A 23,272-nucleotide genomic window follows, 5' to 3' on the forward strand; every position below is an offset into this window, starting at 1 on the left:
CCCAAGAATAAGGGAGACACCGTGGCACAGGACGTGCTTACCGACCTCAACAAGGTCCGCAATATCGGCATCATGGCCCACATTGATGCCGGCAAGACCACTACTACCGAGCGCATCCTGTTCTACACGGGTGTAAACCACAAGATCGGCGAGACGCACGACGGCGCCTCCACGACTGACTGGATGGAACAGGAAAAGGAACGCGGCATCACCATCACGAGCGCCGCCGTGACCTGCTTCTGGAACAACAACCAGATCAACATCATCGACACCCCGGGCCACGTCGACTTCACGGTAGAGGTTGAGCGCTCATTGCGCGTCCTCGACGGTGCAGTGGCAGTGTTCGACGGCAAGGAAGGCGTAGAACCGCAGTCCGAGACCGTCTGGCGCCAGGCTGACAAGTATGAAGTTCCCCGTATCTGCTTCGTCAACAAGATGGACAAGCTGGGCGCCGACTTCTACTTCACCGTTGACACCATCATCAGCCGTCTCGGCGCCAAGCCGCTGGTCATCCAGCTGCCAATCGGCGCGGAGAACGACTTCGAAGGCGTCATCGACCTCGTGGAAATGCGCGCGCTGACCTGGCGCGGCGACTCCAAGGGTGACGTCACCATGGGTGCCAAGTACGAGATCGAAGAGATCCCGGCTGACCTCGTGGAGAAGGCTAACGACTACCGGGCGCGTCTGCTCGAAGCCGTTGCCGAAGCTGACGACGAGCTCATGGAGAAGTACCTCGCCGGCGAAGAACCTTCGGTTGCCGAGATCAAGGCTGGAATCCGTAAGCTCACCATTGCTTCGGAGATCTACCCGGTCCTGTGTGGCTCAGCGTTCAAGAACCGCGGCGTTCAGCCGATGCTTGACGCTGTTGTCGACTACCTCCCGAATCCACTGGATGTTCCCCCGATGATCGGTCACGATCCCCGGGACGAGGAAATCGAACTGACTCGCAAGCCGAGCACCGAAGAGCCGTTCTCGGCTCTGGCCTTCAAGGTGGCTACCCACCCGTTCTTCGGACAGTTGACGTTCATCCGCGTGTACTCCGGCCAGATTTCGGCTGGCACGCAGGTGACCAACTCCACGAAGAACAAGAAGGAGCGCATCGGCAAGCTGTTCCAGATGCACGCCAACAAGGAAATCCCCGTTGAGGAAGCCCTTGCAGGTCACATCTACGCAGCCATCGGTCTGAAAGACACCACCACCGGCGACACGCTGTCGGACAGTGCCAACCAGATCGTGCTCGAGTCGATGAGCTTCCCTGACCCAGTGATCTCGGTTGCGATTGAACCGAAGACCAAGGGTGACCAGGAGAAGCTGTCAACGGCTATCCAGAAGCTCTCCGCTGAGGACCCGACCTTCCAGGTCTCCCTCAACGTTGACACTGGCCAGACGATCATCGCCGGCATGGGCGAGCTTCACCTGGACATCCTGGTGGACCGCATGCGCCGCGAGTTCCGCGTCGAAGCCAACGTGGGCAAGCCCCAGGTTGCTTACCGCGAGACGATCAAGCGCGCCGTCGCCAAGCACGACTACACCCACAAGAAGCAGACGGGTGGATCGGGTCAGTTCGCGAAGATCCAGATCGCCATCGAGCCGATGGAAGTTGAAGACGGCGTCCTGTACGCGTTCGACAACAAAGTCACCGGTGGTCGTATCCCTCGCGAATACATCCCCAGCGTCGACGCGGGCATCCAGGATGCCCTCAACGACGGCGTCTTGGCCGGTTACCCGGTTGTCGGCATCAAGGCTGTGCTGCTCGACGGCGCTTACCACGATGTTGACTCGTCCGAAATGGCGTTCAAGATCGCTGGCCGGATGGCGTTCAAGGAAGCGGCACGGATGGCTAATCCTGTCCTGCTCGAACCATTGATGGAAGTTGAAGTCCGCACCCCTGAGGAATACATGGGTGAAGTTATCGGTGACCTCAACTCACGTCGTGGCCAGATGCAGTCCATGGAGGACGCCAGCGGTGTCAAGGTCATCAAGGCCATGGTGCCCCTGTCGGGTATGTTCGGATACATCGGTGACCTGCGGTCGAAGACCCAGGGCCGCGCGGTGTACTCGATGAAGTTCGACAGCTACTCGGAAGTTCCGAAGGCAGTTGCCGACGAGATCATCCAGAAGACCCGCGGCGAATAACTTTTCCGCAGACCAGCTGCAGGAGCCATCCGGCTCCTGCAGCATGCAGTAATTTCATCAAAGTAAAAGCCCCCAGTAGACTTGCAACAGTTTCAGCCGCGAACAGCGCGGCTGGGAAGCAAATCTTCTCAAAACGTTCTAGGAGGAACCCGTGGCGAAGGCAAAGTTCGAGCGGACTAAGCCGCACGTTAACATCGGAACCATCGGTCACGTTGACCATGGAAAGACGACGTTGACGGCTGCCATTTCCAAGGTGCTGTACGACAAGTACCCCAATCTCAACGAGGCACGCGACTTCGCGTCCATCGACTCGGCCCCCGAGGAGAAGCAGCGCGGCATCACCATCAACATCTCGCATGTTGAGTACCAGACCGAGAAGCGCCACTACGCACACGTAGACGCTCCCGGCCACGCTGACTACATCAAGAACATGATCACCGGCGCCGCACAGATGGACGGAGCAATCCTCGTGGTTGCTGCGACCGACGGCCCGATGGCTCAGACCCGCGAGCACGTTCTGCTCGCCCGCCAGGTTGGCGTTCCCTACCTGCTGGTCGCGCTGAACAAGTCCGACATGGTCGACGACGAGGAACTGCTTGATCTCGTCGAGATGGAGGTCCGCGAGCTGCTCAGCGCGCAGGGCTTCGACGGCGACGAGGCACCAGTTGTGCGCGTCTCCGGCCTGAAGGCACTTGAGGGCGATCCCGAGTGGGTCAAGTCCGTTGAGGACCTGATGGACGCAGTCGACAACAGCGTTCCGGACCCAGTCCGCGACAAGGACAAGCCGTTCCTGATGCCTGTTGAAGACGTCTTCACCATCACTGGCCGTGGCACCGTTGTTACGGGCCGCGCCGAGCGTGGAACCCTGAAGATCAACTCGGAAATCGAGATCGTCGGCATCCGTCCGGTCCAGAAGACCACGGTTACCGGTATCGAGATGTTCCACAAGCAGCTCGACGAAGCATGGGCAGGCGAGAACTGTGGTCTCCTGCTCCGCGGAATCAAGCGCGAAGATGTTGAGCGTGGACAGGTTATCGTCAAGCCGGGTTCAATCACCCCGCACACCGATTTCGATGCCAACGTCTACATCCTGGCAAAGGACGAAGGCGGGCGTCACAACCCGTTCTACTCCAACTACCGCCCTCAGTTCTACTTCCGTACAACTGACGTCACCGGTGTCATTACTCTCCCCGAGGGTACTGAAATGGTTATGCCTGGCGATAACACTGAGATGACCGTTGCGCTCATCCAGCCAATCGCTATGGAAGAAGGCCTCGGCTTCGCTATCCGCGAAGGCGGCCGCACCGTAGGCTCAGGACGCGTTACCAAGATCATCAAGTAACTCTTCACGAGTCACTGAGGAAAGGCCCCGCTGCAGTTGCAGTGGGGCCTTTCCTTTTTGTGTTTGCCCTTGCGTCGGTCTTTTGATGGCGCAGCAGGTGTCGGCGGGCGCAGTACATATCGGCAACCGCCCCACCTATAGCTGCAGCGTTTGCCGATTACCGCAGCGCAGGACGTTTTCGGCTGCGGGAGAAGAGTTCGGGAGCGCTGGCCGGGGGAGCGTTGTCCACAAAACGACGACGTTGCACCCTGGCCGGTCGCTGGCGCGCCACACTCGGGGGATGAATCGTATGCTCGAATTGCGTAACCATCTGAGGACTTCCGCGGAACTGGCACTGCAAGGCGTGGACCTCACCCAACTGCAGCGTCAATGCAGAGCCGGCACCCTGGTCCGGGTGAGGCACGGCATCTACCTGAGGGCGGAGGCATGGCACAACCTGGATCGCTGGGACAGGTATCGGGTACTGGTCCTGGCAGTAAACCTCAGCGCCCAGCGACCGCCGCTCTTCTCCCACGAGACTGCAGCCCTGATTCATTCAATACCAATCCTGGGTGTCCCCCGCTTGGTCCACACACAACAGGAGGGCCGGCGGTCCGACAGATCGCGGAAGGACATCCGCCGCCATTTCACTGATGACTACACGCCGGGAAAGGTACGGCTGGATGGGCTACGCGCGACGTCGTTGAACTACACACTTTTGGCTTTGGCCACTGAGGCCACCTTCCCCAGCGCCGTCGTCGCGCTGGATGACTCACTCCGGCGGAACAGGACTGACCCGGCCCAGCTACGGACCGCCGCGCAAAGTCTGAGGACGGCGGCAGCGAACAATCGGTTTGGCATGGTGTTGGACTTTGGTGATCCGGCGTCGGAATCCCCGGGGGAGTCCGCCAGCCGGGCACACATGGCCCTGTTCGGGATCCAGCCGCCCGAACTTCAGAAGACGTTCCGCGATGCCCGGGGCTTCATCGCCCAGACGGACTTCTATTGGCGGGAACGGGGGCTGATTGGTGAGTTCGACGGCTTCATCAAATACCAGAAGCCCGAGTACATGGGCGGACGTAGCGCCAGCCAGGTGGTGGTCGATGAAAAGATCCGCGAAGATCGGCTGCGCGCCCTCGGTTTTACTGTGGTGCGCTGGGTCTGGGAGGATGTCAACAAACCGCAGCGGCTGCTCTCATTGTTGGTCTCCAAGGGATTGATTGCTGGAAGCCCACTCAGATGGAAGCGGTAGAACCCGACCAGCGCAGCAGGAAACGGCAGACGCCCCAGATATATGTGCTGCGCCAGCCGCTTTCGGGCTCTCCGTCGGGTTTGGGCCGCGTTCACCCGTGGGGAGGGACCGGGAACGGGCCGGTGGAATGGTCCAACTGCAGTCCGGTTCGCAGCATAGTGTTGGAGCGGCAGGGGAGTGGTTGCCCGACGGCGATTCTGCGGCCCGGCCATTTTTTTGGACATGGGTGCCTGCAAAGTTCACCATCCAGGGGCGTGTCGCGGCGTGGATTCGCCTTATGCCCTGATATCTGGCAGACTGGAGAAGTTGTTCAAGCGCTTGCGCGCGCGGTTTGAGATACCGTCCCGATCAGGATAATGCCTGATGCAGGGTCGGTGTTCACCGGGCGGTTAGCCCAAATATGACCACCCCCATTTCAGTTCGGCTGGAAACGTGGAAGCAAACAGAGGGATCAGTTTGCAGAAAATCCGCGACACGCCCGAGCGCGGGGGTCGGTACCTCCACAGGGTGAGGAACCCGGAAACTTCCGGATTCAGTCTGTGGGAGGAGCGCCAGTGCAACGGGCGCAGCACGTGCAGGAACTGACAGTTATTCAAGAATTCTTGAGAGAGAGAGTCGAGACGCATGGCGGGACAAAAAATCCGCATCCGGCTGAAGTCGTATGACCACGAGGTCATCGACGTATCAGCACGGAAGATCGTTGAGACGGTGACGCGCGCAGGCGCTACGGTAGTTGGCCCAGTGCCCCTGCCGACGGAGAAGAACGTGTACTGCGTTATCCGCTCACCGCACAAGTACAAGGACAGCCGCGAGCACTTTGAAATGCGTACTCACAAGCGTCTGATCGACATCATTGACCCCACGCCCAAGGCCGTTGATTCGCTGATGCGTCTCGACCTGCCTGCGGACGTGAACATCGAAATCAAGCTGTAAGGGAGAGCGGATCATAATGTCTACTTCACTTACGCGTCAGGTCAAGGGTCTTCTGGGCACCAAGCTCGGAATGACCCAGGTCTGGGACGAAAACAACCTGCTGGTGCCGGTTACTGTCGTCCAGGCTGACTCCAACGTCATTACCCAGCTCCGCTCAGCGGACCAGGACGGCTACACAGCTGTCCAGATCGGCTTCGGCCAGATCGACCCCCGCAAGGTGACCAAGCCACTGGCCGGTCACTTCGAAAAGGCCGGCGTCACGCCGCGCCGCCACGTGGTTGAGCTGCGTACCTCCGATGCTGACACCTACTCGCTGGGCCAGGAGCTCTCCGTTGAGATCTTCGAAGCCGGCCAGAAGGTCGACGTCATCGGCACCACCAAGGGCAAGGGCTTCGCAGGTGTCATGAAGCGTCACGGCTTCCACGGCGTCGGCGCATCCCACGGTGCCCACAAGAACCACCGCAAGCCCGGCTCTATCGGTGGCGCGTCCACCCCTAGCCGCGTCTTCAAGGGTATGAAAATGGCAGGCCGTATGGGTGCCGTTCGTCAGACCACTCTGAGCCTCACAGTTCACGCTGTGGATGTCGAGAAGTCGCTGCTGCTGATCAAGGGTGCCGTTCCCGGCGCCCGCGGCCAGGTCGTCCTCGTGCGCACCGCCGTGAAGGGAGCATAGTTAGATGGCTGTCAACACTGTAAAGGTCGATCTCCCCGCAGAGATCTTCGACACGCAGACCAATGTGCCCTTGCTGCACCAGGTCGTCGTGGCTCAGCTTGCCGCTGCCCGTCAGGGTACGCACAAGACGAAGACTCGTGCAGAGGTATCCGGCGCAGGCCGCAAGCCGTTCAAGCAGAAGGGAACAGGTCGTGCCCGTCAGGGTTCGATCCGTGCCCCTCACATGACCGGTGGCGGCGTCGTCCACGGACCCACCCCACGCGACTACAGCCAGCGCACCCCCAAGAAGATGAAGGCTGCCGCTCTGCGCGGTGCCCTCTCTGATCGGGCACGCAACGGCCGTATCCACGTCCTCGAGTCCCTGGTGTCCGGCGACAAGCCGTCCACCAAGGGTGCAATCGAAGCGCTTCGCAGCATCTCGGAGCGTCCAAACTTGCTCATCGTTATCGAGCGCGCCAACGATCTCACGGCACTGTCCGTGCGGAACGTCCCGGAAGTACACGTCCTCTATGTTGACCAGCTCAACACCTATGACGTGCTGGTTTCCGACGACGTGATCTTCACGAAGGCCGCTTACGACACGTTCGTCGGGTCAGCTGACTCGACCGTAGATGCTGACGAGAGCACAACAGCTACGGAGGACGCCAAGTGAGCGCGACCATCTCCAAAGATCCCCGCGACGTCGTCCTTGCGCCGGTCGTCTCGGAAAAGAGCTACGGCCTGATCGACGAAGGTAAGTACACCTTCCTGGTCGACCCTCGCTCGAACAAGACAGAGATCAAGTTGGCCGTGGAGAAGATTTTCTCCGTCAAGGTCGATTCGATCAACACACTCAATCGTTCGGGTAAGCGCAAGCGCACCCGCTTCGGCTGGGGGCAGCGTAAGGGCACCAAGCGTGCCATCGTGACCCTCAAAGAAGGAACGATCGACATCTTCGGCGGTCCGCTCGGTTAGGGCGGAGACCACTTTAACGAGGAAATGACACATGGCTATTCGCAAATACAAGCCAACAACGCCTGGCCGTCGCGGCTCAAGCGTTGCTGACTTCGCAGAAATCACTCGGTCGACACCGGAGAAGTCCCTGGTGCGTCCCCTCCCCAAAAAGGGTGGACGTAACAACACCGGCAAGATCACGACCCGTCACAAGGGTGGTGGCCACAAGCGCCAGTACCGCCTGATTGACTTCCGTCGCCACGACAAGGACGGCGTTGACGCCCGCGTTGCTGAGATCGAATACGATCCCAACCGCACGGCTCGCATCGCGTTGCTCCACTACGTTGACGGCACCAAGCGCTACATCGTTGCACCTAACCGCCTGAAGCAGGGCGACATGGTGGAAGCCGGTTCCGGTGCTGACATCAAGCCAGGCAACAACCTGCCACTGCGGAACATCCCGGTTGGTACCGTGATCCACGCTGTGGAACTGCGTCCAGGCGGCGGGGCCAAGATGGCTCGCTCGGCCGGTGCGTCAGTCCAGCTGGTTGCCAAAGAGGGCCGCTTCGCGCAGCTCCGCCTCCCCTCCGGTGAAATCCGCAATGTGGATGTTCGCTGCCGGGCCACCATCGGTGAAGTTGGAAACGCAGAACAGTCCAACATCAACTGGGGCAAGGCCGGCCGTATGCGCTGGAAGGGCGTCCGCCCAACCGTTCGTGGCGTTGCCATGAACCCGGTTGATCACCCACATGGTGGTGGTGAAGGTAAGACCTCTGGTGGCCGTCACCCGGTGAACCCGAACGGTAAGGCCGAAGGCCGTACCCGCCGCAAAAACAAAGAGAGCGACTCACTGATTGTGCGTCGCCGTCGTTCCGGCAAGAACAAGCGATAGGAGCCTGGAGACATGCCACGCAGCCTGAAGAAAGGCCCCTTCGTCGATCAGCACCTTTTTGTGAAGGTAGCTCGTGAAAACGACAAGGGCACCAAGAACGTCATCAAGACGTGGTCCCGCCGCTCAATGATCATCCCCGACATGCTGGGGCACACGATCGCCGTGCACGACGGGCGCAAGCACATCCCGGTGTTTGTCACAGAGTCAATGGTCGGGCACAAGCTCGGCGAATTCGCTGCGACGCGGACCTTCCGCGGCCATGTAAAGGACGACCGCAAGGGCAAGCGCCGCTAGGCGCTGCTCGAGCGGCAGAAGACGAGAGAAGGAAAGCAATGGAAGCCAAGGCAGTTGCGCGTTTTTCGCGTGTCACGCCTATGAAGGCCCGGCGCGTCGTCAACCTGGTTCGTGGCAAGCAGACGAATGAGGCTCTGGCAATACTGAAGTTCGCCCCACAGGCAGCTTCAGAGCCGGTATTCAAGGTAGTACAGTCGGCGGTCGCCAACGCCCGTGTCCTCGCGGACCGGGACGGCATCGCATTCGATGAAGATAGCCTGATCATCAGCGAGGCATTTGTTGATGAGGGCCCCACGATGAAGCGGTTCCGACCGCGCGCCCAGGGCCGTGCGTTCCGCATCTTGAAGCGGACCAGTCACATCACAGTTGTAGTAGCCACCCCTGAGAAAGCGCAGGTCCGCTAGTGGGACAGAAAGTAAACCCGCATGGGTTCAGGCTCGGTATCACCACGGACCACCGTTCGCACTGGTTTGCCGACAGCAACAAGCCAGGTCAGCGGTACAAGGATTACGTCCGTGAGGACATCAAGATCCGTCAGCTCATGGCGACGGGCATGGACCGCGCCGGTATCGCCAAGGTAGAGATCGAGCGCACCCGTGACCGTGTTCGTGTGGATATCCACACTGCACGTCCCGGCATCGTAATCGGCCGCCGCGGCGCCGAAGCAGACCGTATCCGCGGCGAGCTGGAGAAACTGACCGGCAAGCAGGTTCAGCTGAACATCCTCGAGGTCAAGAACCCCGAGATGGAAGCCCAGCTTGTGGCCCAGGGCGTTGCCGAGCAGCTCTCCTCACGCGTGGCATTTCGCCGTGCGATGAAGAAGGCTATGCAGTCGGCGCAGCGTGCAGGAGCCAAGGGCATCCGTGTTCAGTGTTCCGGCCGTCTGGGTGGCGCAGAAATGAGCCGTTCCGAGTTCTACCGCGAAGGCCGTGTGCCCCTGCACACCCTCCGCGCGAACATCGATTACGGTTTCTTCGAAGCCAAGACCACCTTCGGCCGTATCGGCGTGAAGGTCTGGATCTACAAGGGCGACATCACCGCCAAGGAGCTCGCAGCCCAGGCTGCAGCTGCACCGTCCCGCGGACGCGGCGGCGGAAGCGACCGTCCGAGCCGTGGCCCAGCTGGCGCTGACCGTGGCGGAGACCGCGGTGCAGACCGTCGTCGTCGTAACCCGGCCGGCTCCGCTCCTACCGAGGCGCAGGCAACTGCCGCACCGGCTGAAGCTGCAGCTCCGGCAGCAGCGGAAGGAGGACAGGCTTAAATGCTTATCCCTCGTCGAGTCAAGTTCCGTAAGCAGCACCACCCGGGTCGTTCCGGCGCTGCAACCGGTGGCACTGAGGTCAGCTTCGGTGAGTGGGGTATCCAGGCGCTGAGCCCGGCTTACGTCACCAACCGTCAGATTGAAGCTGCACGTATTGCCATGACCCGCCACATCAAGCGTGGCGGCAAGGTCTGGATCAACATTTATCCGGACCGCCCACTGACCAAGAAGCCTGCTGAAACCCGTATGGGTTCCGGTAAGGGTTCCCCAGAATGGTGGGTATCCAACGTCAAGCCGGGTCGGGTTCTTTTCGAACTCTCCGGTGTATCAGAAGAGGTAGCCCGCGAAGCATTGCGCCTAGCAATCCACAAGCTGCCGTTGAAGGCACGCATTGTGCGTCGTGAAGGTGGTGAGTAGACATGGCTATTGGTTCAAAGGAACTGACATCCGAGCAGTTGGACGGCTTCGATCGTGATCGCCTGGTCGAAGAACTCCGCAAGGGTAAGGAAGAGTTGTTCAACCTTCGCTTCCAGTCCGCTACGGGTCAGTTGGAAAATCACGGGCGTCTGCGCTCAGTGAAGCGCGATATCGCACGCCTGTACACGGTGATGCGTGAGCGTGAGCTCGGCATTCGGCCTGACTTTGTTGCTCCTGTTGAGGAAGCAAAGCCTGAAAAGGCCAAGAAGTCCAAGAAGGCCTCCACCAAAGACGCCCCGGATGCGGGCACCGAGGCATCTAAGGAGGACGCCAAGTGAGTGAACAGAAGAGTGAAGCAACGACGTCGGACGATCTCGCCCGCGGCTACCGTAAGACCCGTCGTGGCTACGTAGTCTCGGACAAGATGGAAAAGACCATCACGGTCCAGGTTGAGGACCGGGTGAAGCACGCACTGTACGGCAAGGTTCTTCGCCGCAGCACCAAGGTCAAGGTCCACGATGAAGAGAACACCGCCGGCATCGGCGATCACGTTCTCATCAGTGAGACCCGCCCGCTGTCCGCTACCAAGCGGTGGCGTCTGGTCGAGGTAATCGAGCGCGCCAAGTAGGCTCCCGCAAGGGAACCAGCTTTAACGACTGGGCCCCGGAGGTGAGATCGCACTGCGATTTCACCTCCGGGGCACTTTCGCGATAAGATGAAAATCTTGTCTGTCCGGTGGGTTAGAGGTATGAGCTTCCACACCGGCGATTGAGACAAAAGCCCGATAATCTTGTTCAGCATTCTTTGCGTTGGCGTGTTCGCGCCCGCGCAGGCTGAGGACCAGTATTACGGGGCCAACCCATATCCGTTCCGCAAGGCTCGTATAGAGAACCAGCGCGACGACAGGAGTAATAAGTGATTCAGCAGGAGTCGCGGCTTAAGGTCGCCGACAACACGGGTGCCAAGGAAATCTTGACAATCCGTGTTCTCGGTGGATCTGGACGTCGCTACGCAGGCATCGGCGACGTAATTGTCGCCACCGTCAAGGATGCAATTCCCGGCGGTAACGTAAAGAAGGGCGACGTCGTCAAGGCGGTCATCGTCCGCACCAAGAAGGAACGCCGCCGCGCGGATGGTTCCTACATCAAGTTTGACGAGAACGCTGCGGTGATCTTGAAGACAGACGGCGACCCGCGCGGTACGCGTATCTTCGGTCCCGTCGGTCGCGAACTCCGTGACAAGCGCTTCATGAAGATCATCTCGCTAGCGCCGGAGGTGCTCTAACCCATGGGAGCGAATAAGACAGTGAAGTTCAAGATCAAGAAGGGTGACCTGGTACAGGTCATCAGCGGAGCCAAGCAGGAACGCGGCGGAGACCGCGGCAAGCAGGGCAAGGTTCTGAAGGTATTCCGGGAGAACAACCGGGTCCTCGTCGAGGGAATCAACCGCGTCACCCGCCACACCAAGGTCGGACAGTCGCAGCGCGGCTCGAAGACTGGCGGCATCGAGGTCATTGAAGCCCCCATCCACATCAGCAATGTTGCAGTGGTTGACCCCGAGACCAACAAGCCAACCCGCGTTGGCTACCGCATCGATACCGTCGAAAAAGACGGTAAAGAGCGTACGGTCCGGATTCGCGTCGCCAAGGCATCAGGGAAGGATCTCTAATGACTACCGAAGCCGTAGAGACAAAGATCTCCCCGCGCCTGAAGACGCGCTACGCCGCTGAAATCAAGTCCGGACTGCAGGAAGAATTCGGTTACACCAACGTCAACCAGGTCCCACGACTGGTCAAGGTTGTTGTGAACATGGGTGTTGGAGATGCCGCCAAGGACTCCAAGCTCATCGATGGTGCTGTACGCGACATGACCCAGATCACTGGTCAGAAGCCTCAGGTCACCAAGGCCCGCAAATCGATCGCTCAGTTCAAGCTGCGCGAAGGAATGCCGATCGGCTGCCACGCAACGCTCCGTGGCGACCGGATGTGGGAATTCGTAGACCGTCTGGTGTCACTGGCGCTGCCCCGTATCCGCGACTTCCGTGGCCTCAGCGGCCGCCAGTTCGACGGAAACGGCAACTACACCTTCGGGCTCACGGAACAGTCAATGTTCCATGAGATCGACCAGGACAAGATCGACCGCGTACGTGGCATGGACATCACCGTTGTCACCACCGCAAAAACCGATGACGAAGGTCGCGCACTGCTCAAAGCGCTCGGCTTCCCGTTTAAATCCGAAGATTAATCTAACTACGTTCCAGGTCCGTACCGGGCAGGGTAGGGCGCAAGTCCAACACCCTAAACCGGGCCCCGGAAACCGTTACGAGGAAGGGCAAGAGCCCACATGACAATGACAGATCCTGTGGCAGACATGCTGACACGTCTGCGCAATGCAAACTCCGCATACCACGACACCGTGAGCATGCCATACAGCAAGCTCAAAGCTCGCGTCGCCGACATCCTGAAGGCTGAAGGCTACATCGCAGGCTGGAAGGAAGAGGAAGCGGAGGTTGGCAAGAAGCTGACCATCGACCTCAAGTTCGGTCCTGAGCGCCAGCGTTCAATCGCCGGCATCCGCCGCATCTCCAAGCCCGGGCTCCGCGTTTACGCGAAGTCCACCAACCTGCCGCACGTGCTGGGTGGCCTTGGGATTGCAATCCTGTCAACGTCCTCCGGACTGCTGACAGACCGCCAGGCATCCAAGAAGGGCGTGGGTGGGGAAGTCCTCGCCTACGTCTGGTAGCCGGAACAGAGAAGGAGTAAACACATGTCACGTATTGGACGTCTCCCCATCTCCGTTCCCGCGGGTGTTGAGGTAAAAGTCACCGGTAACCTGGTGTCCGTCAAGGGAGCCAAGGGGGAGCTGAGCCACACTGTGCCCAGCCCGATCCTGGTGGATCTCGACGAGAGCACACTGACCGTCACCCGGCCGAACGACGAGCGCGAATCGCGTTCGCTGCACGGCCTGACACGCACGCTGATCTCCAACATGATCATCGGTGTCACTGACGGATACAAGAAGAACCTCGAAATTGTCGGCACCGGTTACCGCGTGCAGGCGAAGGGTTCCGACCTGGAGTTCGCACTGGGCTTCAGCCACCCGGTCGCCGTCAAGGCACCGGAGGGCATCACTCTGACCGTTGAGGGACCTACCAAGGTTTCCGTCTCCGGCATCAGCAAGCAGCAGGTCGGCGAAGTCGCCGCAAACATCCGCAAGCTGCGGAAGCCGGACCCCTATAAGGGCAAGGGCGTGCGCTACGCAGGCGAAGTTGTTCGCCGTAAAGTCGGAAAGTCTGGTAAATAATCATGGCTATCAGCATTAATAAGAAGCGAAGCTCAAAGAGCAAGTCCGCCCAGCGCGGACGCCGCCACCTCCGTGTGCGCAAGCGCATCACCGGAACCGCGGTCCGCCCGCGTCTGGTAGTCAACCGGTCTGCACGTCACATGTTCGTTCAGGTTGTGGACGACGGTCTGGGTGTCACGGTTGCTTCGGCATCCACCCTCGAAGCCGATCTGCGTGCATTCGACGGCGACAAGACCGCCAAAGCTAAGCGCGTGGGCAACCTCGTCGCAGAGCGTGCCAAGGCTGCAGGAATCGAAGCAGTAGTCTTCGACCGCGGCGGCAACAAGTACCACGGCCGTATTGCCGCCATCGCTGATGGCGCCCGCGAAGGTGGGTTGGCACTGTGACCGAGGAAAACAATGCAAAGGAACCTGAATTGAGTACAGGTACTGATCAGCCTGCCGCTGCAGCTCCGGCTACAGAGGCACCCGCAGCGGCAGCAGCCGACGACCGCAAGGGCGGTGCCCGCGCAGAACGTGGTGGCCGCAGCAGCGGCGCCGGTGGCCGTGACGGTGGCCGTGGCGGTCGCGACGGCGGCCGTGGTGGCCGTGACGGCGGTCGTGGCGACGACAAGGACAAGTTTGTCGAGCGCGTGGTTGCTATCAACCGTGTGTCAAAGGTAGTCAAGGGTGGACGGCGTTTCAGCTTCACCGCCCTGGTTGTCGTTGGCGACGGTAACGGAATGGTCGGCGTCGGTTACGGCAAGGCCAAGGAAGTTCCGTCAGCTATCGCAAAGGGCGTTGAAGAGGCCAAGAAGTCCTTCTTCAAGGTCCCCCGCATCGGTGGCACGGTCCCTCACCTGGTGCAGGGCGAAGCGGCCGCAGGCGTAGTCCTGCTCCGCCCGGCCTCCCCAGGTACCGGCGTTATCGCCGGTGGCCCGGTGCGTGCTGTGCTGGAATGCGTCGGCATCCACGATGTTCTGTCCAAATCACTCGGTTCTTCGAACGCCATCAACATTGTTCACGCAACTGTTGACGCGCTGAAGCGGCTGGAAGAGCCTCAGGCAGTAGCCGCCCGTCGTGGGTTGCCGCTGGATCAGGTGGCTTCCTCGTCGATGCTGCGCGCAATGCAGGAACAAAAGGCAGGTGCGTAATGGCAACTCCCAAGCGCGTGTTAGTAAGCTCAGCGAAGCTTGAAATCACCCAAATCAAGTCCGTCATTGGCGGCAAGCAGAACCAGCGCGACACCCTGCGGTCTCTCGGCCTCAAGCGCATCGGACACACCGTTGTCCGTACCGCTGATGCCGTCACTGTTGGCATGGTCAACACGGTTCCGCACCTCGTGAAGGTTGAGGAGGCCAACTAATGGCAGAGAAGAATGTGGCAGCAGCCACGGTCAAGTCGGATAATGAGCGCGTTCACGCGCTCAAGGTTCACCACCTGCGTCCCGCCCCTGGAGCGAAGACCGCCAAGACCCGCGTGGGCCGTGGCGAAGGCTCCAAGGGTAAGACTGCAGGACGCGGTATGAAGGGAACCAAGGCCCGTTACCAGGTCAAGGCAGGCTTCGCAGGCGGACAGCTTCCCCTGCACATGCGCCTTCCCAAACTGCGTGGCTTCAAGAACCCATTCCGGGTCGAGTTCCAGGTAGTAAACCTGGATAAGATCTCGGAGCTTTACCCCAACGGTGGCGAGGTGTCAGTCGACAGCCTGGTCGCCAACGGTGCGGTTCGTAAGAACCAGCCCGTGAAGGTACTGGGCACCGGCGACATCACCGTCAAGGTTGATGTCACTGTGCACGCGTACTCGGCTAGCGCTGCAGAGAAAATCACTGCAGCCGGCGGTTCGGTCACCGGACTCTAATTCAGAGCCGCTGTGATCTACCCGATCTAGCAACTAGACTCTTGGTGGGCCGGAACATTCCGGCCCACCAAGAGTTTTTTTATGGCCACATGGGCTTACCTAGCCACCCCCGGGTCCGACGCACCGGGTTTCAACCGTTAGACTCGGTTGTTGTGTATCTGTCCGCCATGGACACCAAGACCTTCAGGAGGACGCTTGCTTAGCGCTATTGGCCGGGCTTTCCGGACGCCAGACTTGCGGCGCAAGCTGTTGTTCACGCTTGGAATCATCACCATCTTCCGCCTGGGTGCCTTCATCCCCGCGCCCGGTGTCGATTACGGCAATGTTCAGCAGTGTTTGCAGCTCGGCAACACCGAGGGTGGTCTCTATGAGTTCGTGAACCTCTTCAGTGGTGGCGCTCTCCTGCAAGTGTCCATCTTCGCTCTGGGCATCATGCCCTACATCACGGCGAGCATCATCACCCAGCTCCTCCGCGTGGTCATCCCGCGGTTCCAGGAGCTGCACCAGGAAGGCGCGCAGGGGCAGTCGACGCTGACCCAGTACACGCGCTACCTCACCATCGCGTTGGCCTTGCTCAACGCGACCACACTGGTTTCCCTGGCCCGATCCGGAGCCCTGCTAGGCGACTGCCCAGTGCCGATCATCCCGGACGACAGTCTCATCACCATTCTGCTTCTGATCCTGACCCTTACCGCCGGTACCGGCCTGATCATGTGGATGGGTGAACTCATCACCGAGCGTGGAGTCGGCAACGGCATGTCGCTGCTGATCTTCACCGCCATCGCCGCAGGCTTCCCCACCTCCCTGGGCGAGATCCTCCGCACCCAGGGCTGGACCGTCTTCGTGGCAGTGATCGCCATCGGGCTAGTAGTGGTTGCATTGGTGATCTTTGTTGAGCAGTCGCAGCGTCGCATCCCCGTGCAGTACGCCAAACGGATGGTGGGTCGACGCACCCTCGGTGGCAGCAGCACCTACATCCCGATCAAGGTGAACATGGCCGGTGTTATCCCGGTCATCTTCGCCTCATCGATGCTGTATCTGCCGAGCCTGATCGCGCAATTCAACACGCCAACCGATGGGCAGACACCGCCACCGGAGTGGGTCAACTTCATCACCACCTACCTGGCGAACGGCGACCACCCCCTCTACATGGCCCTGTACTTCGCCATGATCGTGTTCTTCACCTACTTCTACGTAGCGATCACGTTCAACCCGGATGAGGTCTCGGAGAACATGAAGAAGTACGGCGGGTTCATCCCGGGCATCCGTGCGGGTCGTCCGACGGCCGAGTACCTGCAGTACGTCTTGTCCCGCATCACCCTGCCCGGTGCCCTATACCTTGGCCTGGTGGCACTGATCCCGTTGATCGCGCTCGTGTTGATCAACGCTAACCAGAACTTCCCCTTCGGTGGTGTCTCAATCCTCATCATGGTGGGTGTTGGACTCGAAACGGTGAAGCAGATCGACGCTCAGCTTCAGCAGCGTCACTACGAAGGGTTGTTGCGATGACACGCATGCTCATAATTGGACCTCCCGGATCCGGCAAAGGCACACAGGCTTCGCGAATCTCCGAGCGACTAGGAGTCGTCGCGATTTCTACTGGAGATATCTTCCGGGACAACGTGAAGCGGGAGACTCCGCTTGGCCTCGAGGCCAGGAAGTACATGGACGCCGGGGACTTCGTGCCTGACAGTGTCACCAATTCGATGGTGCGGGATCGTCTGAAAGAAGACGACGTGCGCGAGGGATTCCTCCTCGACGGTTACCCGCGCACTCCGGCCCAGGTTGTCGAACTGGATGACATTCTCCAGCAGAACGAGCTCACCCTCGACGCCGTCTTGCAGCTCACCGCCCCAGACGAGGAACTGATCCGTCGCCTGACCGGCCGCGCTGAGCTGGACGGCCGCAGCGACGACAACGAAACCGTCATCCGCCACCGGCTTGACCTGTACCACGAGCAGACCGAAGAGGTTGTCTCGCAGTACGAGGGACGCGGCATCGTCAAGCGGGTCGACGGCATCGGAGCTATCGACGAAGTGACCGAACGAGTCGTCAGTGCCCTGAACGGCACCCGGTAGTTTGACGATGTTTCGCCAGTCGAAGGTCGAATACAAGAACAACCAGCAAATCCGCACCATGCGGAAGGCCGGATTGGTCCTGTCGGCAGCGCTCGACGAAGCCGTGGCCGCGGCTGCGGTCGGTGTCACTACCCGGGAACTCGACGGCGTGTTCGCTGGGGTTTTGAAGGCTTCGGGAGCAACGTCCAACTTTCTGGGATACCACGGGTTCCCCGCATCAATCTGTGCATCGGTGAACCATGAAGTGGTGCACGGGATCCCAGGAGATTATGTGCTCCAGGACGGTGACATCCTCTCTATTGATGGTGGCGCCATCGTGGACGGCTGGCATTCAGACTCCGCTCGTTCGGTGATCGTTGGACAGGCGCGGGCCGAGGACCAGCGGCTGTCCGACGCGACGGAGTCGGCCATGTGGCATGGCATCGCCGCGCTGGCTAACGCCCGGAATGTTGGCGATGTGGGCAATGCAATTGATGACTACGTCTCGGGACTGGACGGCGCTCCGTTAGGGATCCTGCAGGACTATGTTGGCCATGGGATCGGCACCGCCATGCACCAGCCGCCCGACGTGCTCAACTACCGCAGTGGACACCGTGGTCCCAAGGTCAAGCCGGGGCTGTGTCTGGCGATAGAGCCCATGCTGGTCCTCGGTAGCCTGGAGACAACGTTGCTGGACGACGACTGGACTGTAGTGACCACTGACGGCAAGCGGTCATGTCAGTGGGAGCACACCGTAGCGGTGCACGACGGCGGCATCTGGGTGCTCAGCGCCGAAGATGGGGGAGCAGCCAAGCTCGCGCCCCTGGGTGTCACGCCCGTTGCGCTCTGACAACCCCGTGAACCCAGATTTAACATTTCACAGCTGTTAGCGTAGAGTTGCCTGTTGGTTGTCTCTACTCGTGTGCCCATTTAGGGCGCCACGTGTGCACGATCCGGTAACCCGGGTCTGTTGCTGCGCTGGGAGTAGGTCAACGATCACAACCCCAATCGCCTGCCGCGTCAGTGGCGGGCATCGACGTTAGCGGAGGATATGGCCAAGAAAGACGGTGTCATTGAGATTGAAGGCACTGTGAACGAGGCTCTGCCCAACGCGATGTTCCGCGTTGAGCTGGCAAACGGTCACATTGTCCTCGCCCACATCTCGGGAAAAATGCGTCAGCACTATATCCGGATCCTTCCTGAGGACCGGGTGGTAGTGGAGCTTAGCCCTTACGACCTCACCCGAGGCCGTATCGTCTACCGCTACAAATAAGGAATTCTCCCGTCCTGCCTCAGGACAGGGAGTGTAGTTACAGCACAATCTGCAAACAACGCAAAGGAAAACCATGAAGGTCCAGCCGAGCGTCAAGCGGATCTGCGATAAGTGCCAGGTGGTTCGCCGCAAGGGCAACGTACTCGTAATCTGCGAAAACCCGCGCCACAAACAGCGTCAGGGCTAGTTCTTCTCGTCAAGAGAAGCACCACCCACGCGCTGCAGTAGTACAACCATAAAGGCAGAGCAGTTCCCACGATCGGTGGGAGCACACCCCCGGGCACGGAGGCCGGGGAGCTGAAATTTTCAGCAGGCCGCTCTGCTTCAGACCTCCAGAAACACCAAAGGAGAACCGCCACTATGGCACGTCTCGCTGGCGTAGACATTCCCCGCGAAAAGCGGGTAGTGATAGCGCTTACCTATATCTATGGCGTGGGCAAGACCCGTGCAGACCAGACGCTGGCAGAAACCGGGATCAGCCCGAATACGCGCGTCAAGGACCTCAGTGACGCGGAGCTGCTGCAGCTGCGTGACTACATCGAAGTCAACTACAAGGTCGAAGGTGACCTCCGCCGTGAGGTAGCCGCCGACATCCGCCGAAAGGTGGAGATCGGAAGCTACGAAGGCATCCGGCACCGCCGCGGTCTTCCCGTACGCGGACAGCGTACGAAGACCAACGCGCGTACCCGTAAGGGCCCCAAGCGCACCGTGGCCGGCAAGAAGAAGGCCGCGCGCTAGATCCCCACTGGCTCCCTAACCTGACTCGCTAGCGCTCGTCCGGCCAGGGAACCCTCGCCAGCGGAGGCCCCTGTTATAGGGGCTTATGGTTCTAGCCAGCCGCTTGCTCGCCAGACCTTCAGGTCCCGGCACCTCACCCATCACCTTTCGTAGGAGAAGCAATGCCCCCCAAGACTCGTGGAGCGGTACGTAAGCCGCGTCGCAAGGATAAGAAGAATATCGCGCTTGGACAGGCGCACATCAAGAGCACCTTCAACAACACCATCGTGTCCATCACGGACCCGTCAGGAGCAGTTATCTCCTGGGCCTCCGCCGGTGAAGTTGGATTCAAGGGTTCTCGCAAGTCGACGCCGTTCGCCGCTCAGATGGCAGCCGAGGCTGCTGCAAAGCGTGCGCAGGAACACGGCGTCAAGAAGGTCGACGTTTTCGTCAAGGGCCCAGGCTCAGGACGCGAAACAGCTATCCGCTCGCTGCAGGCCACCGGCCTGGAGGTTGGCTCCATTCAGGATGTCACCCCCAGCGCCCACAACGGTTGCCGGCCTCCGAAGCGTCGCCGCGTCTAATTAGCTTTTCCGGTGCGAATGCCGCGCTGAATGATCCCAGTACCCGGGATTGTTCAGGGCGGCGTTCGACACCGATCCCCAAGCTAATAAGCGTTGCTTGCTAGCTGTCCCTTTCCACCATTTGTGTTGCGTCATATAGCGGATGCTCCCTGAAAGGAAATGTAAGTGCTTATTGCACAGCGCCCCACCCTGACTGAAGAAGTCGTCGCCGACAACCGCTCACGGTTCGTCATCGAGCCGCTTGAGCCCGGTTTCGGCTACACCCTCGGAAACTCACTCCGCCGCACCCTGCTTTCCTCGATCCCGGGTGCAGCTGTAACCAGCATCCGTATCGACGGAGTGCTGCACGAGTTCACCACGGTTCCGGGTGTCAAGGAAGATGTCACCGAGATCATCCTGAACATCAAGAACCTGGCTGTGTCTTCCGAGCACGACGAGCCAGTTGTTGCCTACCTGCGCAAGCAGGGTCCCGGCGTCGTCACCGCTGCGGACATTGCGCCGCCAGCCGGTGTCGAGTTCCACAACCCGGATCTGCACATCGCCACCCTGAACTCGAAGGGTAAGTTCGAGCTTGAGCTGACCATCGAGCGTGGACGCGGCTATGTGTCGGCCTCACAGAACAAGTCCGGCGACTCAGAGATCGGCCGTATCCCGGTTGACTCCATCTACTCGCCGGTCCTGAAGGTCACCTTCCGGGTCGAAGCAACCCGTGTTGAGCAGCGCACCGACTTCGACCGTCTGATCGTCGACGTCGAAACCAAGGACGCCATCGCTCCCCGCGATGCAGTAGCCTCGGCCGGTACCACCCTGGTGGAACTGTTCGGACTGGCTCGTGAGCTGAACACCGCTGCCGAAGGCATCGAGATTGGCCCATCGCCAACAGACGCTGCCCTGGCAGCCGACATGGCGCTGCCCATTGAAGATCTCGAGCTGACCGTTCGGTCATACAACTGCCTCAAGCGTGAGGGTATCCACACCGTGGGTGAACTCGTTGCCCGCTCCGAGGCCGACCTGATGGACATCCGCAACTTCGGCGCAAAGTCGATCGACGAGGTCAAGGCCAAGTTGGTTGAGCTGGGTCTGTCCCTGAAGGATTCCCCTCCAGGGTTCGACCTCGCGGCTCGCGCAGCAGCCATCGAAGAAGACGACGCCGCCTACAGCGACGACGAGCTCTAACAACGTTAGAAAGACCTGTCCGCCGCTGGTAGCGGCGGACAGGACCACTTAGAGGAGAAACAATCATGCCCACACCAACAAAGGGCCCACGTCTCGGAGGCGGTCCGGCGCACGAACGCCTGATGCTCGCCAACTTGGCCGCCTCACTGTTCGAGCACAAGCGCATCACCACCACGGTGACCAAGGCGAAGAGGCTTCGCCCCTACGCCGAGCGCCTGATCACCTTCGCGAAGAAGGGCGATCTCGCTTCACGTCGTCGCGTCCTGGGCGTCATCAGCAGCAAGAGCATCGTCCATGAACTGTTCACGGACATCGCTCCTGCCGTTGCCGAGCGCGAAGGTGGCTACACCCGCATCACCAAGATCGGTAACCGTAAGGGCGACAACGCCCCCATGGCGGTCATTGAACTGGTTCTGGAGCCTATGTCAGCGAAGCAGTCAGTCGTTGCAGAAGCCGAGCAGTCCAAGGCGAACGCAGCGCCTGCCGCGGCTGCCCCGGTATCGGCAGAATCGGCAGAATCAGCAGATTCCCCTGATTCGCCGGAGTCAGCTGACTCGGTCGATTCAGCAGAGTCAGCACCGTCGGCCGACGAGGTCGCCGCTGAGGACACCAACGTCAGCGCCGAGGCCGGTGCCGATGAGGTTGTTGTAGTCGAAGAAGGCACCACAGAAGACGACGGCAAGAAGTAATTCTTCCGCATCTGAAGAAGCACCATGACTGAGCAAAAGCCCGCTGTCCTTCGTGAGGACAGCGGGCTTTTGCGTGTCCGGTTGGATCTTGCCTACGACGGTGCGTCCTTTTCCGGGTGGGCCCTGCAACCCGGGCTGCTCACCGTGCAGGGAGCAATCGAGGCCGGCCTTGAGACCCTCCTGCGCCGACCCGCCCGGCTGACGGTCGCGGGGCGCACCGATACCGGTGTCCACGCCCGTGGTCAGGTGGCCCACGTGGATCTGACCCCGGGGGAGTGGCATGGTCTCAGCCGTGGCAAGGAGATGACCCCGGAAACGGCCATGATGCGCAGGTTGGGAGCCACGATCAGCCGAGAACTCCACAAGGCCGACCGGCAGCGCCACCAGGTGCCCGCCGTCGTCGTCCGCAAGGTCGGGCTGGCCCCCACCGGCTTCGATGCCAGGTTCTCGGCGCTGTGGCGTCGGTACAGCTACCGGATCGCCGACCGTCCCGAATTGCGGGACCCCTTGGTCCGCCGTGTGACGCTCTGGCACCCCGACGAACTGCAGGTTGACCGGATGAATGACGGCGCCAGGCGGCTCCTCGGCCTGCAGGACTTCCGTTCGTTTGTGAAACCGCGGCCCGGCGCGACAACCGTCCGCGAACTGCAGCGGTTCGACTTCAGCCGCGGCGACGACGGCGTCATCACCGCGGCCATTCAGGCTGACGCTTTTTGCCACAACATGGTGCGGGGACTGATCGGCTCAACGTTGCGCGTGGGAGTGGGGGAGAAAGACCCCGAGTGGCTCTTCGAACGGCTCACCGCACGCAGCAAGGAGGCCCGCTCGGTGCTTGCGGCGCCCCACCCGTTGGTTCTCGAGGAGGTCAGGTACCCCGACGACGACGCCATCGGGACCCGCGCTGAGGAGACCCGTGCGCGGCGGGACGGTCCTGTGACGGGGCTGCGGAGCTAACCGAATGCGACAATCGCAGCGAAGCACGCGGCGAGCATCGGCGGCCCAAACGGGAAGACCGAACGGGCCGACGCTCTGGTGAAGAGAAGCAGGAACACACTGATCAGGCCGCCGATGAGGAAGCCGCCGAGCAGCGTTGCCAACCAGGGGGTCATTCCGGCATAACCACCGTAGAGACCAAGCACCGCGGCGAGCTTCACGTCGCCCATTCCGAGGCTTCCCGGTGAAACAAGTGCAAGCGCAAGGTAAATGCCGAACATGGCAGCACTGCCCAGGACCGCGCCGACCAGCCGGTTCCAGTCCCCGGACAGGCCGCTGGACGCTAGGAGAAGGACCAGCGTGGTGGCCGCGAACGGCAGCAATAGCGCGTTCGGCAGGAGCCTGGTGCGCAGGTCGATCATGGCCAGCACCACCCCGAACAGGGGCAGCACAAGGAACGAAGGGGTCTCGGGTGCCCACCCGAACCGCAGGAGAACCAGGCCGGCCAGCAGCGCTGTTACAGCCACGGTCACGATGCGGACATCGTGTGGCAGAGCCAGGACCTCGCTGCCCACAGATCCCCTCATCGGC

34 protein-coding genes are annotated in these 23,272 nt (G+C 60.6%); 33 read left to right on the forward strand and 1 reads right to left on the reverse strand.

Annotation, left to right across the window (positions count from 1 at the left end):
- Positions 1–21: 21 nt before the first annotated feature.
- The 33 genes from fusA (at position 22) to DDA93_RS06050 (ending at position 22,702) form a co-directional block, all read left to right on the forward strand.
- Positions 22–2,136, forward strand: a complete 2,115-nt coding sequence (gene fusA / locus DDA93_RS05890) for an elongation factor G (RefSeq protein WP_019481490.1) — start codon at positions 22–24, stop codon at positions 2,134–2,136.
- A gap of 151 nt (positions 2,137–2,287) precedes the next feature.
- A complete protein-coding gene (gene tuf / locus DDA93_RS05895) occupies positions 2,288–3,478 on the forward strand; it encodes an elongation factor Tu (protein ID WP_019481491.1) in 1,191 nt (396 codons plus the stop codon).
- A gap of 280 nt (positions 3,479–3,758) precedes the next feature.
- Complete coding sequence (locus DDA93_RS05900) at positions 3,759–4,709, forward strand: type IV toxin-antitoxin system AbiEi family antitoxin domain-containing protein (RefSeq protein ID WP_133185446.1); 951 nt, start codon at positions 3,759–3,761, stop codon at positions 4,707–4,709.
- Positions 4,710–5,333: 624 nt separating this feature from the next.
- The gene (gene rpsJ, locus DDA93_RS05905; protein ID WP_003803825.1) at positions 5,334–5,642 is read left to right on the forward strand and encodes a 30S ribosomal protein S10; all 309 of its coding nucleotides are present in this window, start codon (positions 5,334–5,336) and stop codon (positions 5,640–5,642) included.
- A 16-nt stretch (positions 5,643–5,658) separates the two neighbouring features.
- A complete protein-coding gene (gene rplC / locus DDA93_RS05910; RefSeq protein WP_024475622.1) occupies positions 5,659–6,315 on the forward strand; it encodes a 50S ribosomal protein L3 in 657 nt (218 codons plus the stop codon).
- 4 nt (positions 6,316–6,319) lie between these two features.
- On the forward strand, positions 6,320–6,967 hold the full coding sequence (gene rplD, locus DDA93_RS05915) for a 50S ribosomal protein L4 (RefSeq protein ID WP_024475621.1): 648 nt from the start codon (positions 6,320–6,322) through the stop codon (positions 6,965–6,967).
- Positions 6,964–7,269, forward strand: coding sequence for a 50S ribosomal protein L23 (rplW, locus tag DDA93_RS05920; RefSeq protein ID WP_019481495.1), 306 nt, complete (start codon positions 6,964–6,966; stop codon positions 7,267–7,269). The genes rplD and rplW overlap by 4 nt, the downstream gene beginning before the upstream one ends.
- 31 nt (positions 7,270–7,300) lie before the next feature.
- Entirely contained in the window at positions 7,301–8,140 is an 840-nt protein-coding gene (gene rplB, locus DDA93_RS05925) for a 50S ribosomal protein L2 (RefSeq protein ID WP_024475620.1), read from the forward strand.
- A 12-nt stretch (positions 8,141–8,152) separates the two neighbouring features.
- Positions 8,153–8,434, forward strand: a complete 282-nt coding sequence (gene rpsS / locus DDA93_RS05930) for a 30S ribosomal protein S19 (RefSeq protein ID WP_019481497.1) — start codon at positions 8,153–8,155, stop codon at positions 8,432–8,434.
- Between the two features lie 38 nt (positions 8,435–8,472).
- Positions 8,473–8,838, forward strand: coding sequence for a 50S ribosomal protein L22 (gene rplV / locus DDA93_RS05935; RefSeq protein ID WP_116778287.1), 366 nt, complete (start codon positions 8,473–8,475; stop codon positions 8,836–8,838).
- A complete protein-coding gene (gene rpsC, locus DDA93_RS05940) occupies positions 8,838–9,695 on the forward strand; it encodes a 30S ribosomal protein S3 (RefSeq protein ID WP_019481499.1) in 858 nt (285 codons plus the stop codon). The genes rplV and rpsC overlap by 1 nt, the downstream gene beginning before the upstream one ends.
- Positions 9,696–10,112, forward strand: coding sequence for a 50S ribosomal protein L16 (gene rplP, locus DDA93_RS05945; RefSeq protein WP_019481500.1), 417 nt, complete (start codon positions 9,696–9,698; stop codon positions 10,110–10,112).
- Between the two features lie 2 nt (positions 10,113–10,114).
- On the forward strand, positions 10,115–10,450 hold the full coding sequence (gene rpmC / locus DDA93_RS16985; RefSeq protein ID WP_116778288.1) for a 50S ribosomal protein L29: 336 nt from the start codon (positions 10,115–10,117) through the stop codon (positions 10,448–10,450).
- The gene (gene rpsQ / locus DDA93_RS05955) at positions 10,447–10,740 is read left to right on the forward strand and encodes a 30S ribosomal protein S17 (protein ID WP_019481502.1); all 294 of its coding nucleotides are present in this window, start codon (positions 10,447–10,449) and stop codon (positions 10,738–10,740) included. The genes rpmC and rpsQ overlap by 4 nt, the downstream gene beginning before the upstream one ends.
- A 287-nt stretch (positions 10,741–11,027) precedes the next feature.
- The gene (gene rplN, locus DDA93_RS05960; RefSeq protein WP_019481503.1) at positions 11,028–11,396 is read left to right on the forward strand and encodes a 50S ribosomal protein L14; all 369 of its coding nucleotides are present in this window, start codon (positions 11,028–11,030) and stop codon (positions 11,394–11,396) included.
- Positions 11,397–11,399: 3 nt separating this feature from the next.
- Entirely contained in the window at positions 11,400–11,780 is a 381-nt protein-coding gene (gene rplX / locus DDA93_RS05965) for a 50S ribosomal protein L24 (protein ID WP_019481504.1), read from the forward strand.
- Positions 11,780–12,355, forward strand: coding sequence for a 50S ribosomal protein L5 (gene rplE, locus DDA93_RS05970; RefSeq protein ID WP_019481505.1), 576 nt, complete (start codon positions 11,780–11,782; stop codon positions 12,353–12,355). Before rplX ends, rplE begins: the two co-directional genes overlap by 1 nt.
- A 99-nt stretch (positions 12,356–12,454) precedes the next feature.
- Positions 12,455–12,853, forward strand: coding sequence for a 30S ribosomal protein S8 (gene rpsH / locus DDA93_RS05975; RefSeq protein ID WP_019481506.1), 399 nt, complete (start codon positions 12,455–12,457; stop codon positions 12,851–12,853).
- Positions 12,854–12,877: 24 nt separating this feature from the next.
- Positions 12,878–13,414, forward strand: coding sequence for a 50S ribosomal protein L6 (gene rplF / locus DDA93_RS05980; RefSeq protein ID WP_024475617.1), 537 nt, complete (start codon positions 12,878–12,880; stop codon positions 13,412–13,414).
- A gap of 2 nt (positions 13,415–13,416) precedes the next feature.
- The gene (rplR, locus tag DDA93_RS05985; protein ID WP_019481508.1) at positions 13,417–13,800 is read left to right on the forward strand and encodes a 50S ribosomal protein L18; all 384 of its coding nucleotides are present in this window, start codon (positions 13,417–13,419) and stop codon (positions 13,798–13,800) included.
- A complete protein-coding gene (gene rpsE / locus DDA93_RS05990; protein ID WP_116778289.1) occupies positions 13,797–14,546 on the forward strand; it encodes a 30S ribosomal protein S5 in 750 nt (249 codons plus the stop codon). Before rplR ends, rpsE begins: the two co-directional genes overlap by 4 nt.
- Positions 14,546–14,758, forward strand: a complete 213-nt coding sequence (gene rpmD, locus DDA93_RS05995; RefSeq protein ID WP_019481510.1) for a 50S ribosomal protein L30 — start codon at positions 14,546–14,548, stop codon at positions 14,756–14,758. The genes rpsE and rpmD overlap by 1 nt, the downstream gene beginning before the upstream one ends.
- Positions 14,758–15,252, forward strand: coding sequence for a 50S ribosomal protein L15 (rplO, locus tag DDA93_RS06000; protein ID WP_024475615.1), 495 nt, complete (start codon positions 14,758–14,760; stop codon positions 15,250–15,252). The genes rpmD and rplO overlap by 1 nt, the downstream gene beginning before the upstream one ends.
- Positions 15,253–15,447: 195 nt before the next feature.
- Entirely contained in the window at positions 15,448–16,761 is a 1,314-nt protein-coding gene (gene secY, locus DDA93_RS06005) for a preprotein translocase subunit SecY (protein ID WP_024475614.1), read from the forward strand.
- Entirely contained in the window at positions 16,758–17,330 is a 573-nt protein-coding gene (locus DDA93_RS06010; protein ID WP_024475613.1) for an adenylate kinase, read from the forward strand. The genes secY and DDA93_RS06010 overlap by 4 nt, the downstream gene beginning before the upstream one ends.
- 7 nt (positions 17,331–17,337) lie before the next feature.
- On the forward strand, positions 17,338–18,159 hold the full coding sequence (gene map, locus DDA93_RS06015) for a type I methionyl aminopeptidase (protein WP_024475612.1): 822 nt from the start codon (positions 17,338–17,340) through the stop codon (positions 18,157–18,159).
- Positions 18,160–18,360: 201 nt separating this feature from the next.
- The gene (infA, locus tag DDA93_RS06020) at positions 18,361–18,582 is read left to right on the forward strand and encodes a translation initiation factor IF-1 (RefSeq protein WP_019481515.1); all 222 of its coding nucleotides are present in this window, start codon (positions 18,361–18,363) and stop codon (positions 18,580–18,582) included.
- A gap of 73 nt (positions 18,583–18,655) precedes the next feature.
- On the forward strand, positions 18,656–18,769 hold the full coding sequence (gene rpmJ, locus DDA93_RS06025) for a 50S ribosomal protein L36 (protein ID WP_024475611.1): 114 nt from the start codon (positions 18,656–18,658) through the stop codon (positions 18,767–18,769).
- Between the two features lie 173 nt (positions 18,770–18,942).
- Complete coding sequence (rpsM, locus tag DDA93_RS06030) at positions 18,943–19,320, forward strand: 30S ribosomal protein S13 (RefSeq protein ID WP_019481516.1); 378 nt, start codon at positions 18,943–18,945, stop codon at positions 19,318–19,320.
- 161 nt (positions 19,321–19,481) lie between these two features.
- On the forward strand, positions 19,482–19,883 hold the full coding sequence (gene rpsK / locus DDA93_RS06035; RefSeq protein ID WP_019481517.1) for a 30S ribosomal protein S11: 402 nt from the start codon (positions 19,482–19,484) through the stop codon (positions 19,881–19,883).
- 165 nt (positions 19,884–20,048) lie between these two features.
- Entirely contained in the window at positions 20,049–21,059 is a 1,011-nt protein-coding gene (locus tag DDA93_RS06040; RefSeq protein WP_019481518.1) for a DNA-directed RNA polymerase subunit alpha, read from the forward strand.
- Positions 21,060–21,124: 65 nt separating this feature from the next.
- Positions 21,125–21,748: a 50S ribosomal protein L17 gene (gene rplQ, locus DDA93_RS06045; RefSeq protein ID WP_024475610.1), complete on the forward strand. Its 624-nt coding sequence runs from the start codon at positions 21,125–21,127 to the stop codon at positions 21,746–21,748.
- Between the two features lie 24 nt (positions 21,749–21,772).
- Positions 21,773–22,702 carry a tRNA pseudouridine synthase A gene (locus tag DDA93_RS06050; RefSeq protein ID WP_024475609.1) on the forward strand — a complete coding sequence of 310 codons (930 nt, stop codon included), beginning with the start codon at positions 21,773–21,775 and terminating at the stop codon, positions 22,700–22,702.
- Here the strand turns inward: DDA93_RS06050 and DDA93_RS06055 are convergent.
- Positions 22,699–23,268: an A24 family peptidase gene (locus DDA93_RS06055; protein WP_165802583.1), complete on the reverse strand. Its 570-nt coding sequence runs from the start codon at positions 23,266–23,268 to the stop codon at positions 22,699–22,701. The genes DDA93_RS06050 and DDA93_RS06055 overlap by 4 nt on opposite strands.
- Between the last annotated feature and the right edge of the window lie 4 nt (positions 23,269–23,272).

It is taken from the genome of Arthrobacter sp. Bz4 (assembly GCF_003075455.1).
Taxonomy (GTDB): Bacteria; Actinomycetota; Actinomycetes; order Actinomycetales; family Micrococcaceae; genus Arthrobacter_D.

Bases quoted from the DNA above. Each gene is read 5' to 3' on its own strand.
- rplP (WP_019481500.1), top strand. From the start codon at position 9,696: ATGCTTATCCCTCGTCGAGTCAAGTTCCGTAAGCAGCACCACCCGGGT.
- rpmD (WP_019481510.1), top strand. From the start codon at position 14,546: ATGGCAACTCCCAAGCGCGTGTTAGTAAGCTCAGCGAAGCTTGAAATC.
- rplB (WP_024475620.1), top strand. From the start codon at position 7,301: ATGGCTATTCGCAAATACAAGCCAACAACGCCTGGCCGTCGCGGCTCA.
- rpsM (WP_019481516.1), top strand. From the start codon at position 18,943: ATGGCACGTCTCGCTGGCGTAGACATTCCCCGCGAAAAGCGGGTAGTG.
- rplO (WP_024475615.1), top strand. From the start codon at position 14,758: ATGGCAGAGAAGAATGTGGCAGCAGCCACGGTCAAGTCGGATAATGAG.
- rplR (WP_019481508.1), top strand. From the start codon at position 13,417: ATGGCTATCAGCATTAATAAGAAGCGAAGCTCAAAGAGCAAGTCCGCC.
- rpmC (WP_116778288.1), top strand. From the start codon at position 10,115: ATGGCTATTGGTTCAAAGGAACTGACATCCGAGCAGTTGGACGGCTTC.
- rplD (WP_024475621.1), top strand. From the start codon at position 6,320: ATGGCTGTCAACACTGTAAAGGTCGATCTCCCCGCAGAGATCTTCGAC.
- rpsJ (WP_003803825.1), top strand. From the start codon at position 5,334: ATGGCGGGACAAAAAATCCGCATCCGGCTGAAGTCGTATGACCACGAG.
- rpsS (WP_019481497.1), top strand. From the start codon at position 8,153: ATGCCACGCAGCCTGAAGAAAGGCCCCTTCGTCGATCAGCACCTTTTT.
- DDA93_RS06055 (WP_165802583.1), bottom strand. From the start codon at position 23,268: ATGAGGGGATCTGTGGGCAGCGAGGTCCTGGCTCTGCCACACGATGTC.
- rplF (WP_024475617.1), top strand. From the start codon at position 12,878: ATGTCACGTATTGGACGTCTCCCCATCTCCGTTCCCGCGGGTGTTGAG.
- rpsK (WP_019481517.1), top strand. From the start codon at position 19,482: ATGCCCCCCAAGACTCGTGGAGCGGTACGTAAGCCGCGTCGCAAGGAT.
- DDA93_RS06010 (WP_024475613.1), top strand. From the start codon at position 16,758: ATGACACGCATGCTCATAATTGGACCTCCCGGATCCGGCAAAGGCACA.
- rplX (WP_019481504.1), top strand. From the start codon at position 11,400: ATGGGAGCGAATAAGACAGTGAAGTTCAAGATCAAGAAGGGTGACCTG.
- rpmJ (WP_024475611.1), top strand. From the start codon at position 18,656: ATGAAGGTCCAGCCGAGCGTCAAGCGGATCTGCGATAAGTGCCAGGTG.
- rplQ (WP_024475610.1), top strand. From the start codon at position 21,125: ATGCCCACACCAACAAAGGGCCCACGTCTCGGAGGCGGTCCGGCGCAC.
- rplV (WP_116778287.1), top strand. From the start codon at position 8,473: ATGGAAGCCAAGGCAGTTGCGCGTTTTTCGCGTGTCACGCCTATGAAG.
- rplC (WP_024475622.1), top strand. From the start codon at position 5,659: ATGTCTACTTCACTTACGCGTCAGGTCAAGGGTCTTCTGGGCACCAAG.
- DDA93_RS05900 (WP_133185446.1), top strand. From the start codon at position 3,759: ATGAATCGTATGCTCGAATTGCGTAACCATCTGAGGACTTCCGCGGAA.
- rpsH (WP_019481506.1), top strand. From the start codon at position 12,455: ATGACAATGACAGATCCTGTGGCAGACATGCTGACACGTCTGCGCAAT.
- infA (WP_019481515.1), top strand. From the start codon at position 18,361: ATGGCCAAGAAAGACGGTGTCATTGAGATTGAAGGCACTGTGAACGAG.
- DDA93_RS06050 (WP_024475609.1), top strand. From the start codon at position 21,773: ATGACTGAGCAAAAGCCCGCTGTCCTTCGTGAGGACAGCGGGCTTTTG.
- rplE (WP_019481505.1), top strand. From the start codon at position 11,780: ATGACTACCGAAGCCGTAGAGACAAAGATCTCCCCGCGCCTGAAGACG.
- map (WP_024475612.1), top strand. From the start codon at position 17,338: ATGTTTCGCCAGTCGAAGGTCGAATACAAGAACAACCAGCAAATCCGC.